Here is a 15,781-nt window from a genome sequence, read left to right as displayed (position 1 = left end):
CACCGGAACCGCACTCCCCGTTCTCACCGGAACCCCGGGCTCCGTTCCCACCGGAACCCCGCATCCCGCCATGGGTGTCAGTGCCGCCCTCTAGGGTTCGACGCATGACGCCCGTGCCGCCGCCCCCCGCAGTCGAACTCTCCGCCGACCAGGCCCGCCGGATCGCGCTGCGCGCCCAGGGGTTCCTCGGGGCCCCGGACCGCCGGGCCGGGGTGCCGGGCGTGCTGCGCCACCTCGGGGCCGTCCAGCTGGACACGATCTCGGTCCTGGCCCGCTCGCACGAGCTCATCCCGTACGCCCGCCTCGGCGCCGTCGGCCGACGCACGGTGGAGGAGGCGTACTGGTCGGGCGGCCGCGCCTTCGAGTACTGGTCGCACGCCGCTTGCATCCTGCCGGTCGAGGAGTGGCCGCACTTCGCGTTCCGCCGCCGCGCCTACCGCTCCCGTCCGCACTGGCACCACGACCTGCCCGACGGGGTGTACGACACGGTGATCAAGCAGCTGCGCGCCGAAGGCCCGCTGACGGCGACCGAGCTGGGCGGCGCGAAGAACGGCGGCGAGTGGTGGGACTGGTCGGCGTCGAAGGTCGCGGTCGAGCGGGCGCTGATGTACGGCGAGGTGGTGTGCACCGAGCGGCGCGGCTGGAAGCGGGTCTACGACCTCGCCGAGCGGGCGATCCCGGACACCCTGCTCCACGACGACCTGACCGATACGGAGTGCCGTCGCCGCCTGGTCGCTCTGGCGGGCCGGTCGCTGGGCGTCGGCACCCGGGCCGACATCGCGGACTACCACCGGCTCAAGGGTGAGGAGTTCGACGCCGTGGTGGCGGATTCCGGGCTGGTGCCGGTGTCGGTGGAGGGCTGGGCGAAGCCTGCCTGGGCGGACCCGGAGGCGCTGGCCTCGGAGCCGCGCGGACGGCACCGTACGACGCTGTTGTCGCCGTTCGACTCCCTGGTCTGGGAGCGGGCCCGCACGGAGCGGATCTTCGGTTTCACGCACCGCCTGGAGGCATACGTCCCCAAGCCCAAGCGCGTCCATGGCTACTTCGCGATGCCGCTGCTGGCGGGCGGGAAGCTGCAGGGCCGGGTCGACCCGGCCCGCGACGGCGACACGCTGGTCGCCCGGCAGGTGTCCCTGATGGGCCGCAAGGCCGTGGTGCCGATGGCCGAAGCCCTGGTGGAAGCGTCGGCATGGGTCGGCTGCACGAACGTCCGGCTGGACCGCGTGGACGCCCCGGAGCTGCGTGAACCGCTGATGGCGGAAATCGGCCAGGCGTTCTCACGGGCATTCCGCTGACGCCGACGGCCGGGGGGATCGCGGGACTTCCTACCTGATCTCCAGGATCTTCTCCCGCATGGCATAGACCACGGCTTCCATTCGGGAGTGCAGCTGCAACTTCTCCAGAATATTGCGGACGTGGTTCTTCACCGTGTTCTCGGAAATGAACAGCTCCTTGGCGATATCCCGGTTGTTCATCCCCGTCGCCACGAGTTTCAGGACTTCGAGTTCACGCTCGGTGAGCCGGGGCGCGGGGACGAGCCTGCGTTCGTCGGTGCGCTGGATCATCGACTTGAACTCGGTGAGGAGCTTGGACGCCATTGACGGGCTGATCTGGGACTGCCCGTCGGCCACCGCGCGGATCGCCGTGGCCACCTCGTCGGTGGAGATCTCCTTGAGGAGATATCCGGTGGCGCCCGCCTTGATCGCGTCGTAGAGGTCGGCCTCCTCGTCGCTGATCGTCAGCATGATGATCTTCGCGCTGGGCGCCACCTCCTTGATGGAGGTGCACGCCTCGATACCGCCCCGTTTGGGCATCCGCACATCCATCAGCACGATGTCCGGCAGCAGGTCCGCCGCCTTGTCGACGGCCTCCGCCCCGTCACCGGCCTCACCGACGACCTGGATGTCCTCCTCGTGCGCGAGGACGATTTCGAGGCCCCTGCGGAAGAGCGCGTGGTCATCGACCACGAGGACCCTGATGGGCTCCTTGCGGGACCCGCCGCCCGTGTCCGCACCGGTTTGCGCACCGGTGCCGTCGGAATCACTCGCATCGCGTACGGGCCCGAAGGTGTTCGCCATCGTTCCTCCCCCTGAAAGCCACGGCCTGAAGTCACAAACTGAACGCCAACGGCAGTTCACGGAACACCGATTGGCTTGGGACGCCATGCTTTCATGCCGGGACGTCGGCGCGGTGATCCTGTGGTCGCACGCGGGTGCCCCTGGGGGCGTACAGACGCTCCAGGGGCACCACGGAAGTGTGGCGTCAGCCGCCGAGCGCGCCACCCGCGCCGCCGGCCTCATCGGCGGCGAACGGGTCGGTCCTCAGGTGAATGACACCGTAGTCGTAGGCGTGTCGCCGGTAGACGACGCTGGGTTCCTTGCTCTCCGAGTCGACGAACAGATAGAAGTCGTGCCCGACCAGCTCCATCTCGTACAGCGCCTGGTCGAGCGTCATCGGTGCGGCGACGTGCGTCTTCTCGCGCATCACCAGCGGTCCCTCGCCCTGAACCTCCAGCGAACCGATCCTGGTGGTGGGTACGGGCGGCGCCGTCTCGTCGGCGACAAGTTCGCCGTCGCCGTTGAACGACGCGGCTCCCGGCACGATCTCGCCGACCTCGGCTGCCGACAGCCGACCGCTGCCACGACGGCTGTTGCGCTTGTCGTGCTGCTTGCGCAGCCGCGCCTCCAGCTTGCCGGTGGCCAGGTCGAGCGCTGCGTAAGGGTCGCCCGCCGCCGCTTCCGCCCGGATGACCGGCCCCCGGGAGCGGAGCGTGATCTCCACTCGGTCGGAACGGTCGGCCTGACGGGGATTCGGCTCCTTGGACACCTCGACGTCGAGGCTGATCACCTTGCCGTCGAACTTCTGGATCTTGTCCAGCTTCAGCTTCTCGGCCACGTGCTTGCGGAACCGCTCGGGCACCTCGGTCTTGCGGCCCTTGACGACGATGTCCACGCAGAACTCCGTTCCCGGATCGCTCCGCCTCGACGGCGGAGCATCTCCCTTTTGCACCAGGCCCCGGTTCTCTCCGGAGCCTCGGACTCGGTGACTCGCGCCTCCTCCTCCCCCGCCGGTGAGGTCACCGCCCCACCGACTCACGTGCTTTTGAACTACCGGTGAGTTGCCTGCCCGAAACCTGGTGGTGCATTCCTTGAGGTCTGGCATTAACCATCCCTCACAACCGAACATAGCCTGCCCACCACGATGTCGGCACCCGCTACTCGTCCGTACCTCCGGTCAGGGCTTTTTACCCACTCACTACCTGCAACGATGCAAGTTTCCTATCAGTTCCGGTTTATTTCGAAGGCGAGCGGAGAAGCTGAGACAACCGCCGCTTGGAGCGCCCCGGAACCCCTGTTTTCCCGCGCCGCTCCGGCCGCGGTTCTCCCTGCCGTACCGAGCGCGGATTCGACGGCCCGCGCCGCCTCGGCCAGCGACGCCCCGGTCGTCATGAGGTCGTCCACGAGCACCACCCGGCCGCACGCCAGAAGCCGCCCGCCACCGGCCACCACCTCCAGCGCACCCGCCAGGTTCACCTGCCGCTGCCGCGCCCCGAGCCCCGCCTGATCGGCCACCGGACGCCGCTGCCGCAGCACCGCGAGCACCCGCGAGGGTGTCCCCGCACGCCGTAGTTCCCCGGCCGCCGCCAGCGCGATCCGGCGCACCGGATCATGACCGCGCGCCCCGGTGGACCGTGGCGCCGACGGCACGGGCACCAGCAGCAGGGGACCCCCGTCGCCCAACGGGCCCTCCCCGGCCCTCACAGCGCCCGCCAGGGCCCCTCCGAGTACCCCGGCAAGCCCCAGTGCACCTCGCTCCTTGTGGGCCAGCAGCACCGCGCGTACCGCGTTCTCGTACGGGGCCGCGGCCTGTACGGCGGGCAGCCCACGAGGCTCGGGCGACGGCCGCACCCGGCACGGCCGCGCGTCGAGCAGCGCCGCCCCACAGTCCCCGCACAGCTCGGTACGGGGCCTGCCGCAGCCACCGCAGGCCACCGGCAGGACCAGGCCGGTGATCTCCCGCCACCACTCCCGCATGAGCCCACTGTGCACGGCTCCCGGAGACCGGACCACCCCTGTGGACAACCGCGGCCGCGCGCGACACGGCTGTGCACGACTCGGCTGTGGACAACACGGCTGTGGACGACTCAGCCGGGGTAGACGAGCGACATGCCTCCCTTGAGCACCGTCTGCCAGTTGTCGCCGGGCGACAGCTTCACGATCCCGTCGTCCACGGTCTCCGCCATCAGCGGAAGCAGCTCGTCGTCCGCCGCCGCGACCGCCTGAACCTGGTTCACCCCGGGCAGCACACCCGAGGACGACGTGGAGCCGTCCGCCTGTACGTAACGCACCTGCTGGACACCGCCGTCCTCCTTGCCGACCACCACGAGACGGCTGCGGCCCGACCAGGAGAGCGCGGTCACGTCCGTGAGCTGCGGTGCGGCCTGCCGCAGGTCCTCGACCGAGACCTTCGGCGCCGACTCGGGCCCGTGCCGTTCGATCCGGCCGATCTTCAGCGTCATCAGCCCGTCCTTCGACAGCAGCAGAGCGATCCGGACGCCGTCCGCCGACATCCGCACCTCCTCGATCCGCCCGCCGTCCAGACTCGGGACCGTCACCTCCTGCGGCTTGCCCTCGCCGTTCGCCAGCCGCAGCAGCCTGCGACTGTCGGGATCGCGGTCGGCGACCCACAGATCGCCCCGGCCGTCCCAGCTGGGACGCGACAGCCGGTCCTCGGCCTTCTTGGCCCTGCTGGTCACCGCCGGGCCGGCCAGTTCGCCGTCCGCGACCATGGAGGCCACGTACAGGTTCTGGTGGTTCGCCGAGACCGCGGCGGCGTGCTGCTCGTCACGGGCCACCCCGACGGCGCTCATCACCACCGTTCCGGTGCCGAGCGGGCCGGTCACCGGCTCGGGGTCACCGCTGCCCCTCGTGTTCCCGGGTATCCGCAGGACCCGTCCCTTGTCATCGATGAAGTACTGGCTGTCGGGCGCACCGGACCCGTTGTCGGAGGCGAACTCCTCCGCCTCGTCCGCGCCCAGGGAACACAGCCGGCCCCGGTCGCTCTCCAGTTCCACCTGCTCGACGCGCGCCGACGTCAGGTCCCGCAGGGTGAAGAGCACCTGCGCGGCCATCATGCGGCAGGCGCCCTGACCGGCCTTGTCGGCCTTCTGGTTGAGCGGCACCTTCAGAACGTTCTGGTCGTCGGGCGCCAGCGACGTGACGCCCTTCCGCAGCGCCGTACCGGTGGGGAAGCGGGAGTCGACCACCGGGCGCAGCCAGTTCGTCGGCCCGGCCAGAAGGGTCCGGACCGTCTGGGTCGCCGTGTCCATCCGGGTGACGGGATCGGTCCGGTTCCGTACGTACACCGGGTCGGCGACCAGCGCGGACTGCCCGTTCGTCCGGCCGGAGGCGAAGTAGTACTTGTTCACGGACCGGTAGAGCCGCTTGAAGTCGGACTGGCCCAGCACCAGGCCGTCCGGCACGATGTCGATGCGCCACTCACCCTTGCCGTCCGCCCCGTTCCCCCGGACGAGGTGCAGGGTCTGGGAGTAGTCGGTGGGCGCGAGCGGCTGGTAGGAGCTCTCCTCGTCGACCGCCGCGACCTTCTCGCCGGTCAGCCGGTAGGAGGTCTCCGTGCTCCGGCGCTCCTTGTCGTGGAGCGAGGGGCCGTTGCGGTTGGGGGCCTTGGCGAGCACCGTGGTGCCTTCGCTCGGCTTCCAGGTACGGGCCGCTTCCTCGGTCAGATACTTCCGGGTCGTCCGGAAGTCCGGATCGTCGCTGGTCATCGACTCCAGGAACCCGTCGACCACCTCACTGGGTGCCGCGCCCTCCCGCGGGGCCACCGCGTACACCTGCACCTGGGAATCACCCGGCTGCGAGGCGTCGACGGCCTTGACGTCCCCGGTGACCGGCATCGATCCGCACCCGGCCAGCAGCACGATGCCGCAGCCGAGCAGCGCGGACATCCGCACCGCGCGTCCCTGGCCGCCCTGACGACGGTCACTGCCCACGAGTCGTGTCCTCCTGGTCGGGATCCTGCGCTTCGGTTTCGGCACCGCCGCCCGGACGCTCCCCGGCCGGGCGCGCCACGACGCGTGCGCCGCTGCCGGGCAACGCGGCCGGATGGACGGAGGCCGGAGCCAGGCGTGCGGCCAAGGGGGCGCGCGCCGGCGCGGGCAGTGAGGGGCGTTCCGTCGAACCGGGCTGGCTCGGTACGGACACCCGCCGGTGCTCGCGTCCGGTCACCGGCGCCGCCTCCGCGCGCATCCGGCTTTCCCGGTTGCGCCGCGAGTCCTCCGGCTCCAGCGGTATCGGCGAACCGCGCAGCGGCTCGTCCGCCGTGCGCGGCAGGGTCAGCCGGAACTGCGATCCACCGCCCGGCTCGCCCCATGCCTGCAGCCAGCCTCCGTGCAGCCGGGCGTCCTCGACGGCGATCGACAGCCCCAGACCCGTACCGCCGGTCGTACGGGCACGCGCCGGATCGGCCCGCCAGAACCGGTTGAAGACCCTGGTCGCCTCGCCGGGCTTGAGCCCCACGCCGTAGTCCCGGACCGCCACGGCCACGGCGCCCTGGGCCACGCCCATCCGCACCACGACGTCCCGGCCCTCACCGTGCTCGACGGCGTTGACCACGAGATTGCGCAGCACGCGCTCGACGCGCCGGGCGTCGGCCTCCGCGATCACCGGCTGCTCGTCACCGACGACCCTGATCCGGGTGCCCTTGCGCTCGGCGAGCGGTTCGGCACCGCCGATGACCCGTCGTACGACCGCCCGCAGATCTATCGGCTCGGCCTCCAGCGCCGCCGCGCCCGCGTCGAACCGGCTGATCTCCAGCAGGTCGGCGAGCAGTGACTCGAAGCGGTCGAGCTGGTCCCCGAGCAATTCGGCGGAGCGCGCCGTCACGGGGTCGAAGTCGGCGCGCGCCTCATGGATGACGTCGGCGGCCATGCGCACGGTCGTCAGCGGGGTCCGCAGTTCGTGCGAGACGTCCGAGACGAACCGCCGCTGCATCCGGGAGAGCTCCTCCAGCTGCTGGATCTTCAGCTGGAGGTTCTGCGCCATCTTGTTGAAGGCCTCACCGAGCCGGGCGATGTCGTCCTCGCCGGTGACCTTCATCCGTTCCTGGAGGCGGCCGGCGGAGAGCCGCTCGACGATGCCTGCCGCCATCCGTACCGGCGTGACGACCTGCCGCACCACGAACCAGGCGATGGCTCCGAGCAGCACGACCACGAACAGTCCCGCGGTCGCCAAGGTCGTCTTGACCAGCGTCAGCGACTTCTCCTCCTGCGCCAGCGGGAAGAGGTAGTACAGCTCGTACGGATGATGGTCTACGTCGTAGAGCCGCTTGCCGACGACGAGTCCGGGCTGCGGATCCTTTTCGTACGAATAGCGGATCTCGGAGTACGTCTGGAACGCCCCGGGCCCCTCGTCCACGGCCTTGCGCAGGCGCTCCGGCACGCTGGATGCCTCCACGCTGCCCGAACCGCGCGGCGCGCGACTGGTCGCTCCCTCGGTCACGGAGTCCGCGCTGAGGGCCACCACGTTGAAGGCGTTCTTGCCGCCGCTGGCGAGCTGGTCGACGAGCTCGGTGCGCCAGGAGGTGTTGGCGGTCATGCCGTCGGCGCCGTCGGCGCCCTGTCCGCCCGGGGTCAGGGGAGCGTTGGCCTTCTCCTGGGCCGCGGCGAAACCACCGGCGGCCTGGGTCTGGGCGGCCTTGGCCTTCGCGTCGAGCAGCCCGTTGCGCACCTGCCCGATCACGACGAAGCCGAGCAGCAGCACCACCCCGAGGGACATCAGCAGGGTGCCCGCGACCACGCGGAACTGGAGGTTGCGCCGCCACAGCCGCACGGCGGGCAACAGCGGGCGCCGCATCCACCGCATCAGCAGCCGGGGTACGGGCCCGCCGGGCGCCCGGTCCTTGAACAACCGGCCGCCCCGCGGGAATCGGCCCGCCCAGGAACTCTTCCGTCCCGGACCGGCAGCCCGCCCCGCACGGACTCCCGGCTCCCCGGGCTTCGGAGCAGCGCTGCCTCGGGTCATGTCAGCTCGGTCCGGCCTTGTAACCGACGCCTCGGACGGTCACGACGATCTCCGGCCGCTCCGGGTCCTTCTCGACCTTGGAACGGAGACGCTGGACATGCACATTCACCAGACGGGTGTCGGCGGCGTGACGGTAACCCCAGACCTGCTCCAGCAGGACCTCACGGGTGAAGACCTGCCACGGCTTGCGGGCGAGCGCGACCAGCAGGTCGAACTCCAGCGGGGTGAGGGCGATGGACTGCCCTTCCCGCTTCACCGAGTGACCGGCCACATCGATGACCAGGTCACCGATGGTCAGCTGTTCCGGCGCGGGCTCTTCGGAACGCCGCAGACGTGCCCTGATCCGGGCAACCAACTCCTTCGGTTTGAACGGCTTGACGATGTAGTCGTCGGCCCCGGATTCCAGGCCCACCACCACATCGACGGTGTCGCTCTTGGCAGTGAGCATGACGATCGGCACACCGGACTCGGCCCTGATCAGCCTGCAGACCTCGATGCCGTCCCGTCCGGGCAGCATGAGATCCAGCAGAACCAGGTCCGGTTTGGCCTCACGAAATGCAGCAAGTGCCTTGTCGCCGTCCGCTACGAACGACGGCTCGAAACCTTCTCCACGCAGCACAATCCCGAGCATCTCGGCCAGTGCGGTGTCGTCGTCGACGACAAGGACGCGTCCCTTCATAATCGACATCATCCCATTAGCTAATCGTTACCTGCGATGACCTGGCACACAGCTCTGCCAGTCCGACCCCCGTGACCGGGGAAACTACGCCCTCCTCCGTGACGATCGCCGTGATCAATTCCGGCGGCGTGATGTCGAATGCCGGGTTGTACGCCACGGTTCCCAGGGGTGCCACGACCACGCCGCCCCCTCCTCCGTCGACCGACGCAGTCCGGGAAGATGTGACCTCCGTCACTTCTCTCCCGGAACGCTGCTCGACGATGATCGATGTGCCGTCCACGGTGTCCAGATCCACGGTCGTGGTCGGTGCCACCACGATGAACGGCACATGGTGATACTTCGCGAGCACCGCCAGCGGATAACTCCCCACCTTGTTGGCCACCGATCCGTCGGCCGCGATGCGGTCCGCCCCGATGAGTACGGCATCCACCTCCCCCGCGGCAAACAGCGAACCCGCCGCGTTGTCCGTAAGCAAGCTGTACGCCATCCCGTGCCGCGCCGCCTCGTACGCGGTCAGCCTGGCCCCCTGGAGCAGCGGGCGCGTCTCGTCCACCCAGAGCCGCCTCAGCCGGCCCTGCCGGTGAGCTCCCAGCGCCACCGCGAACGCCGTCCCCTCGCCCCCGGAGACGAGCGCCCCGGTGTTGCAATGGGTCAGCAGACGGTGCGCCCCACCCGGAAGAAGCTCCTCCAGGAGTGCCAGACCGTACCGCGCCATACGCCCACTGGCCTCGGCGTCCTCGCGGTGCAGAGCCCGCGCCTCGGCGAGCGCCGCCGCGGCCGCCCCCTGCGGACCGGCCCCCTTCTCGACGGCCGCCCAGTACGCCCCGGCCGTACGCCGCACCCCGTAACCGAGGTTCACAGCGGTGGGCCGCGCCCGCTCCAGCATCTCCGCGGCCTCCGCCACGTCGTAGCCCCGCACGGCGGCCAGCGCCACCCCGTAGCCCCCGGCAATCCCCAGGAGCGGCGCCCCCCGCACCGCCAGATTCTGAATCGCCCGAACCAACGCGGGCACATCGGTGCACACCAGGTCGACTTCCTCGGCAGGCAGCCGCGTCTGGTCGAGGAGCACCAGAACAGCACCTTCCGGAGGCTCGTCCCAGCGGAGTACGGGAAGCGCGGGGGGCTCGATGCCCGCCGGCGATTGCGCGTCCTGATCAGCCATCTGCCCAGTCTGCCCGGTGAGCCGCCCACAAATGAAGGCACGAAGGAGATACAGCGCCTGGTCCGCACCGGAGCCACGCGTGGCACGATGGCTGCCAACCTGCCGCACCGATGAGCGGACAGGACGGTGAAGGAGCCACAATGAACGACTCTCCGGGCTGGGCGTCGCCCGGATCTGCCCCCTCCGACGGTCAGGAGACGGGTATCCCCCGGCCTTCCCCGCCCGTGGACGGAAGCGGCCCAGCAGGGCAATGGTCCCCCGCGCAGCCGCCCCCCGGACAGTGGTCCCCACCGAGCGGCTCGGGCAACGGCCCCGGCGCACCACCTCCCGCCCCCGGCTGGGGTGGCAGGCCACCGGGTTCCGCGTGGGGCGGGCCGCCCATCGCGGCGAAGCCCGGCGTCATCCCGCTCCGCCCGCTGAGCGTCGGCGAGATCCTCGACGGCGCCATGTCCACGATGCGCGTCCACTGGCGCGCCGTGCTGGGCATCAGCCTCACCGTCTCCGTGGTCGCCCAGATCGCGATCATCCTGATCCAGCGCTACCTCCTGCCGGAGCCGGCATCCGTCGACCCGAACGCCACCGGCGCCGAAGCCCTCCGTCAGGCCACCGACTCCGCGCAGTCCACCCTGATAGCCAGCGGGCCGGCCACCCTCATCACGCTGATCGCCACGCTCTTCACCACGTCGGTACTCACCGTGGTGATCAGCCGCTCCGTGCTGGGCCGCCCGGTGACACTCTCCGGCGCCTGGTCCGAAGCGCGCCCGCAGGTCCTGCGACTCCTCGGCCTCACCGTGCTGCTCGCCCTGATGAGCGCCGGGATCATGGCGGTGGGACTTCTTCCCGGCCTGCTTCTGGGCTCCGGCGCGGGAGCGGCACTCGCCTTCCTCGGCTTCGCCGCCGCGTGCGTCGTGGTCCTCTGGCTGATGGTCCGCTTCGCACTCGCCGCACCGGCCCTGATGCTGGAGCGGCAGACCATCCCCACCGCCCTGCGCCGGTCGGCGAAACTGGTCCGGGGCGCCTGGTGGCGCACCTTCGGCATCCTGGCACTGACCTCCCTGTTCACTCTCATCCTGGCCATGGTCATCGGCATCCCGTTCGGCATCGCCGCGCTCGCCGCCGACGGAACCGGAATCGATGACCTCCTCAACGACAGCTCCGCCGGGTTCAGCTGGCCGTTCCTCGTCGTCTCGGGCATCGGCGAAGTGATCGTCTCGACGCTCACCTACCCCTTCACCGCAGGTGTGATGGCCCTCCTCTACGTGGACCAGCGCATCCGCCGCGAGGCGCTCGACCTCGACCTCGCACGGGCCGCGGGTCTGCCCGGCTACGACACCGCCCCCTCCAGGAGCTGATGCTGTGTCGGGGGCGGGGGGCACCACGGCGAGGCAGCACTTCATCCGGGCGGACGACATACCCGTGGACACTCCACGGGTCCCAGCCCGTGAAGCGGCAGAGCACGAGCTGTCCGAGCCGATGTACCACGAGAACGATCCGAACCTGCTCCAGCGCGGCCTCGACCGCTTCTGGGACTGGGTCGGCGGCCTCTTCGACGCCGCTGCCGACAGCGCACCCGGTGGCCCCGTCGGGCTCGCCGTACTCGTCCTGATCGTCCTCGGCCTGGTCGTCGCCCTGTGGTGGCGGCTGGGCACCCCGCAACGCTCCGCCCCTCCCGCGGACGCCCTCTTCGACGGCGTCGGCACACACAGCGCGGCCCAGCACCGCACCGCCGCCGAGACACACGCGGCAGCCCTACGCTGGACCGAAGCCGTCCAGGAACGCATGCGTGCCATCGTCCGGTCCCTGGAGGAGCGCGCCCTGCTCGACCCCCGCCCCGGCCGCACCGCGGACGAGGCCGCGGCCGAAGCCGGCCGTCCACTGCCCGAGCACGCCACCCGTCTGCGAGCCGCCGCCCGGGAGTTCGACGACGTCACATACGGCGGCCGCGCCGGGGACCAGCAGGCATACCTGACGCTGCGCACCCTCGACCTCGAACTCGACGACGCCAAACCCCTGTTGCCCGGCACCGCGCGAGGAGCCACCGGATGACCGCGGCCACCACCGCTTCCCCCACCTCGGCATCCCCCACCCCGCGCCAGGTCTGGAACCGCGCCCGAGGGCTGCTGCTCGGCGTCCTCATCCTCGTCATCGCCGGAATCACCCTCGCCGCCGTACGCTCCGGCGACCAGCACGGCCGGCTCGACCCCCGCTCCGCCGACCCGTTCGGCAGCCGTGCCGCGGCCGAACTCCTCAAGGACCGCGGTATATCCGTCACCGTCGCGACCACCCTCGACGAAGCCACCACCGCGGCAGGCCCCGACACCACCCTCCTGGTCGTCCGCCCCAATCTGCTGACCCCCTCGCAGCAACGCCGCCTCCACGCCGCGACCACGGCCTCCGCCGGCCGCACCGTCCTGCTCGCCCCCGGCCGGCCCGCCGTGAACGAACTGGCCCCCGGCGTACGCGCCCAGCCCTCCCACGAGGTGACCGGACGAGCACCGGCGTGCGCGCTCGCGGCCGCCCGCAGCGCCGGCACGGTGGACATGGGTGGCATCCGCTACACGGCGGACGGCCTCGACACCATCGCCTGCTACCCGAGCGGCGGTCTCCCCAGCCTCCTCGTCCTCAAGGCACCCCGCGACGGCGACACCGTCCTCCTCGGCTCCCCCGACTTCCTCCACAACGAGCGTCTCGGCCAACAGGGCAACGCCTCGCTCGCCCTGCAACTTCTCGGTTCCCGCCCACATCTTGTCTGGTACCTCCCCTCTCTGGCCGACCCCTCCGCCACCGAGGGCAACGGACAGGCTGACAGCGGCAACGGCAACGAGGCCGAAGACGGCGGCACCGGGAGCGAGGGCGGGAGCAGCTTCCTCGACCTGATCCTCTCCGGCTGGAGCTGGGGAATATTCCAACTCGCCCTCGCCGCCGTACTCGCCGCCCTCTGGCGAGCCCGCCGCCTCGGCCCCCTGGTCACCGAACGGCTCCCCGTGGCCATTCGCGCCTCCGAGTCCGCCGAAGGCCGTGCCCGCCTCTACCGCAAGGCCAACGCCCGAGACCGAGCAGCCGCCTCACTCCGACACGCGGCCCGCAACCGCATCGCCCCCTTCATCGGGGTGTCCACCCACGATGCTCATTCCCCCACCGTTCTGCTCCCCGCCCTCTCCGCCCGCCTCACCACCGCGGGCGACGACCGCAACACCCTGCTCTTCGGCCCGGTTCCCACCGATGACGCCGCACTCGTCCTCCTCGCCGACCAACTAGACGCCCTCGAAAGAGAGGTACGCACTTCATGAGCGCCCCGACCCCAGAGTCCGCCAGGCCCACCGAGACCGCCGAGACTCCCACGGCCCCCGCGCTCTCCGACGAAGCCCGCGCATCCCTGGAAGCCCTGCGCTCCGAGATCGCCAAGGCCGTGGTCGGTCAGGACCCGGCCGTCACCGGGCTCGTCGTCGCGCTGCTCTGCCGGGGCCACGTCCTCCTCGAAGGCGTCCCCGGCGTGGCGAAGACCCTTCTGGTCCGCGCCCTCGCCGCCTCTCTCGAACTCGACACCAAGCGGGTGCAGTTCACCCCCGACCTGATGCCGAGCGACATCACGGGCTCTCTCGTCTACGACGCCCGCACGGCAGAGTTCTCCTTCCAGCCCGGCCCGGTTTTCACCAATCTCCTGCTCGCCGACGAAATCAACCGCACCCCTCCCAAGACGCAGGCATCCCTCCTGGAGGCCATGGAGGAACGTCAGGTCACCGTCGACGGAACGCCCCGCCCACTGCCCGACCCATTCCTCGTCGCCGCCACACAGAACCCGGTCGAGTACGAGGGCACGTATCCGCTCCCCGAGGCCCAACTCGACCGCTTCCTTCTCAAGCTGACGGTGCCTCTGCCGTCGAGAGAGGACGAGATCAATGTCCTCACCCGTCATGCCGACGGCTTCAACCCGAGTGACCTGAAGTCAGCGGGCATACGCCCTGTCGCAGGCCCCGCCGACCTGGAAGCCGCCCGCTCGGCCGTCTCCAAGATCACGATCTCCCCGGAGATCGCCGGCTACGTCGTAGATATCTGCCGTGCCACGCGTGAATCCCCCTCACTCACCCTCGGCGTCTCCCCCCGAGGCGCCACCGCACTGCTCTCCACCGCTCGCGCCTGGGCCTGGCTGACCGGACGGGACTACGTCATCCCGGACGATGTAAAGGCCCTGGCTCTCCCCACGCTCCGTCATCGCATTCACCTGCGGCCCGAAGCGGAGATGGAGGGGGTCACCCCCGACTCCGTCATCACCTCGGTGCTCGCCCACGTCCCCGTACCCCGATGAGGCGATGACCACCATGGCCCTCACCGGTCGAACCGCGCTGCTGGCCGCACTGGGATCACTCCCTGTAGGCATCCTGGCCCCCAGCTGGACAGGGATGCTCGCGGTCAACGCACCGCTGTCTCTAGCAATTCTGTGCGACTACGCCCTGGCGGCGCCAGTGCGAACGCTTCGATTCACCCGATCTGGTGATACATCCGTTCGACTCGGTGACGCCGCAGAAGTGCAACTCACCGTAACCAACACCTCCCGTCGGCGCCTGCGGGCCCAGCTCCGCGACGCCTGGCCGCCCAGCAGCTGGCCCAAGGGCACCGAACAGTCGGCTTCCCGCCACACGTTCACGGTCCCCGCCGGTGAACGGCGCCGTCTCAGCACGTTCCTCCGCCCGACCCGACGCGGTGACCGCAGGGCCGAGCGCGTCACGGTCCGCTCGTACGGCCCGTTGGGCCTCGCCGCCCGTCAGGGCTACCACGAGGTGCCCTGGACGGTCCGTGTGCTGCCCCCGTTCACCAGCCGCAAGCACCTGCCGTCCCGGCTCGCCCGGCTCCGCGAACTCGACGGCCGCACCAGCGTCCTCACGCGCGGCGAAGGCACAGAGTTCGACAGTCTCAGGGCCTATGTACCCGGCGACGACACCCGCTCGATCGACTGGCGGGCCACGGCACGCCAGTCCGCCGTCGCGGTTCGTACCTGGCGCCCCGAGCGGGACCGCCACATCCTCATCGTCCTCGACACCGGCCGGACATCGGCGGGCCGGGTCGGGGACATCCCTCGCCTCGACGCCGCGATGGACGCGACCCTGCTCCTCACCGCTCTCGCCACCCGTGCGGGCGATCGTGTGAACGTGCTCGCCTACGACCGCCGCGTCCGCGCCCGGGTCCAAGGCCGCACGAACACCGGCGATGTCCTCGCCTCAGTGGTCAACGCCCTGGCTCCCCTGGAACCGGAACTCGTCGAGACGGACGCCCGTGGCCTCAGCACCGCCGCCCTGGCCGCCGCCCCCCAGCGTTCCCTGATAGTCATCCTGACCACCCTCGACGCCGCCCCCATCGAAGAGGGACTCCTTCCGGTGCTCCCCCAACTCACCCAGCGCCACACGGTTCTGGTGGCCGCGGTCGCCGACCCGCGCATCGAGACCATGGCGCGCGCCCGGGGCACAGTGGACGCGGTGTACGACGCCGCTGCCGGCGCACAGGCCCAGGCCGAGCGGCGCCGCACGGCGGACCGGCTCCGACGCCATGGCGTCACCGTCGTCGATGCCGCTCCCGATACGCTCGCCCCCGCGCTTTCCGACGCCTATCTGGCACTCAAGGCAGCCGGCCGACTCTGATCGCGGCAAGGAAACAGCCCACTCGTAACAGGAAGGTGCTCCCAGTATGAGTACGGGTGGTGAACGCAGAAAAGCCCCGTACCTTGCGGTACGGGGCTTTCCCGGAAAAATTGTTCGGCGGCGTCCTACTCTCCCACAGGGTCCCCCCTGCAGTACCATCGGCGCTGAAAGGCTTAGCTTCCGGGTTCGGAATGTAACCGGGCGTTTCCCTAACGCAATGACCACCGAAACACTATGAAATTAACCAACACCGGAACACAACACGGCC

Annotated in this window: 13 protein-coding genes and 1 rRNA gene; 6 read left to right on the top strand and 8 right to left on the bottom strand. The window is 70.4% G+C overall.

What is annotated here, in order from left to right; all coding sequences use genetic code 11:
* Nucleotides 1-104: 104 nt before the first annotated feature.
* Nucleotides 105-1,295 (top strand): winged helix-turn-helix domain-containing protein, encoded by a 1,191-nt coding sequence (locus OG413_RS16220; protein WP_266806234.1) that lies wholly within the window; start codon nucleotides 105-107, stop codon nucleotides 1,293-1,295.
* A gap of 30 nt (nucleotides 1,296-1,325) precedes the next feature.
* Here OG413_RS16220 and OG413_RS16215 read toward each other — a convergent pair whose 3' ends face one another.
* From OG413_RS16215 to mtnA, 7 genes are all read right to left on the bottom strand, one after another.
* Nucleotides 1,326-2,078: a response regulator transcription factor gene (locus OG413_RS16215; RefSeq protein ID WP_266806232.1), complete on the bottom strand. Its 753-nt coding sequence runs from the start codon at nucleotides 2,076-2,078 to the stop codon at nucleotides 1,326-1,328.
* A 184-nt stretch (nucleotides 2,079-2,262) separates the two neighbouring features.
* A complete protein-coding gene (gene raiA / locus OG413_RS16210; RefSeq protein WP_266806230.1) occupies nucleotides 2,263-2,952 on the bottom strand; it encodes a ribosome-associated translation inhibitor RaiA in 690 nt (229 codons plus the stop codon).
* Nucleotides 2,953-3,281: 329 nt separating this feature from the next.
* Entirely contained in the window at nucleotides 3,282-4,034 is a 753-nt protein-coding gene (locus tag OG413_RS16205) for a ComF family protein (protein ID WP_266806229.1), read from the bottom strand.
* Nucleotides 4,035-4,144: 110 nt separating this feature from the next.
* Complete coding sequence (locus OG413_RS16200; protein ID WP_266810186.1) at nucleotides 4,145-5,965, bottom strand: LpqB family beta-propeller domain-containing protein; 1,821 nt, start codon at nucleotides 5,963-5,965, stop codon at nucleotides 4,145-4,147.
* A gap of 34 nt (nucleotides 5,966-5,999) precedes the next feature.
* On the bottom strand, nucleotides 6,000-8,039 hold the full coding sequence (mtrB, locus tag OG413_RS16195; protein ID WP_266806227.1) for an MtrAB system histidine kinase MtrB: 2,040 nt from the start codon (nucleotides 8,037-8,039) through the stop codon (nucleotides 6,000-6,002).
* 1 nt (nucleotide 8,040) lies between these two features.
* Nucleotides 8,041-8,730 (bottom strand): two-component system response regulator MtrA, encoded by a 690-nt coding sequence (gene mtrA / locus OG413_RS16190; RefSeq protein ID WP_007448372.1) that lies wholly within the window; start codon nucleotides 8,728-8,730, stop codon nucleotides 8,041-8,043.
* A 4-nt stretch (nucleotides 8,731-8,734) separates the two neighbouring features.
* Nucleotides 8,735-9,880, bottom strand: coding sequence for an S-methyl-5-thioribose-1-phosphate isomerase (gene mtnA, locus OG413_RS16185; protein WP_266806226.1), 1,146 nt, complete (start codon nucleotides 9,878-9,880; stop codon nucleotides 8,735-8,737).
* A gap of 140 nt (nucleotides 9,881-10,020) precedes the next feature.
* On the opposite strand from mtnA, the gene OG413_RS16180 reads away from it, so the two are divergent.
* From OG413_RS16180 to OG413_RS16160, 5 genes are read left to right on the top strand one after another with little or no spacing between them, the layout of a single operon-like run.
* Entirely contained in the window at nucleotides 10,021-11,232 is a 1,212-nt protein-coding gene (locus OG413_RS16180; RefSeq protein ID WP_266806224.1) for a glycerophosphoryl diester phosphodiesterase membrane domain-containing protein, read from the top strand.
* A gap of 4 nt (nucleotides 11,233-11,236) precedes the next feature.
* Nucleotides 11,237-11,926 (top strand): DUF4129 domain-containing protein, encoded by a 690-nt coding sequence (locus tag OG413_RS16175; protein WP_266806223.1) that lies wholly within the window; start codon nucleotides 11,237-11,239, stop codon nucleotides 11,924-11,926.
* Nucleotides 11,923-13,170: a DUF4350 domain-containing protein gene (locus tag OG413_RS16170; RefSeq protein ID WP_266806222.1), complete on the top strand. Its 1,248-nt coding sequence runs from the start codon at nucleotides 11,923-11,925 to the stop codon at nucleotides 13,168-13,170. The genes OG413_RS16175 and OG413_RS16170 overlap by 4 nt, the downstream gene beginning before the upstream one ends.
* Nucleotides 13,167-14,186, top strand: coding sequence for a MoxR family ATPase (locus OG413_RS16165; RefSeq protein WP_266806221.1), 1,020 nt, complete (start codon nucleotides 13,167-13,169; stop codon nucleotides 14,184-14,186). The genes OG413_RS16170 and OG413_RS16165 overlap by 4 nt, the downstream gene beginning before the upstream one ends.
* 13 nt (nucleotides 14,187-14,199) lie before the next feature.
* Complete coding sequence (locus OG413_RS16160; RefSeq protein ID WP_266810184.1) at nucleotides 14,200-15,513, top strand: DUF58 domain-containing protein; 1,314 nt, start codon at nucleotides 14,200-14,202, stop codon at nucleotides 15,511-15,513.
* Nucleotides 15,514-15,625: 112 nt separating this feature from the next.
* On the opposite strand, the gene rrf is transcribed toward OG413_RS16160, so the two are convergent.
* A 5S ribosomal RNA gene (gene rrf, locus OG413_RS16155) occupies nucleotides 15,626-15,742 on the bottom strand.
* Nucleotides 15,743-15,781: the final 39 nt, after the last annotated feature.

This window comes from Streptomyces sp. NBC_01433 (assembly GCF_026340105.1).
Taxonomy (GTDB): Bacteria; Actinomycetota; Actinomycetes; order Streptomycetales; family Streptomycetaceae; genus Streptomyces.
Note: the sequence above shows the minus strand (reverse complement) of the source record. Positions and strands in the feature narration are given on the sequence as shown.